Here is a 1,005-nt window from a genome sequence, read left to right on the forward strand (position 1 = left end):
CCGCTACGCCTGGAAACTGACGGCGGTCCCCGCCGACGGCGGCCCGGACCAGGAGTTCTCCACCCCGTTCGAGGTGAAGGGCGCCGCCCCGGCCCCGCGCGACTACGTCGGCGACGGCGCCGGTGACCTGCTGGCCTTCACGTCCGGTGGTGTCGCCGACTTCCGCGCGGGCGGCGGGGGCAAGGTCGACCCGAAGGTCTCGGGCAGCGGCTGGACGGGTGTGAACGAGGTGTCGGCGGCGGTCCCGTTCGACGACGTGGACGGCGACGGCAAGAACGACGTCCTGGTCCGGCTGGCCGGCGGAGAGCTCCGTGTGTACCGGCCGGCGGGCCAGGCGCTGACCCCGTCCACTCCGTACGCGAAGATCGGCTCGGGCTGGAACATCTTCGACGCGCTGACGTCTCCCGGCGATCTGACCGGCGACGGCCACGCGGACCTGGTGGCGCGCGAGGCGGCCACCGGCGACCTGTACCTCTACGAGGCGAACGGCGCGGGCAACTTCAAGGCCCGGGTGAAGATCGGCACCGGCTGGAAGAACTACCTGCTGGCATCGGGCGCGGGCGATCTGAACGGCGACGGCAAGGCGGACCTGCTGGCCCGCGACTCCTCCGGCGTCCTGTGGCTCTACCCCGGCAGCGGCACCGGCGCCCTCGCGACCCGGGTGAAGGTCGGCTCCGGCTGGCAGGTCTACAACGCGCTGGTCGGCGCGGGCGACCTGAACGGCGACGGCAAGGCGGACCTGCTGGCCCGCGACACGGACGGCGTCCTGTGGTCCTACCCGGGTGACGGCAAGGGCAACTTCGGCGGCCGGGTCCGGGTCGGCGGCGGCTGGCAGATGTACAAGTACCTGTTCTAGGAGCAGGTTCCGGGCCTCCCGGGCACTTTTTGGCCACTCCTTGGCGCATGTCATGCCCCCCGCGAGGGAATCGCTGGGGGCATGACAAGTGACGCGAGTACGAATCCGGATGCCCACGGGGCTCCGGACGGTCTCGGTCCGGCGGGCGG

1 protein-coding gene is annotated in these 1,005 nt (G+C 72.0%); it reads left to right on the forward strand.

Features of this window, described 5'->3' with window-relative positions; translation table 11 throughout:
• On the forward strand, positions 1–856 hold an 856-nt coding region (locus A8W25_RS30585), incomplete at its 5' end, for an FG-GAP repeat domain-containing protein (RefSeq protein WP_199831878.1).
• Between the last annotated feature and the right edge of the window lie 149 nt (positions 857–1,005).

Origin of the sequence: Streptomyces sp. ERV7 (assembly GCF_001653515.1) — a bacterium.
Taxonomy (GTDB): Bacteria; Actinomycetota; Actinomycetes; order Streptomycetales; family Streptomycetaceae; genus Streptomyces.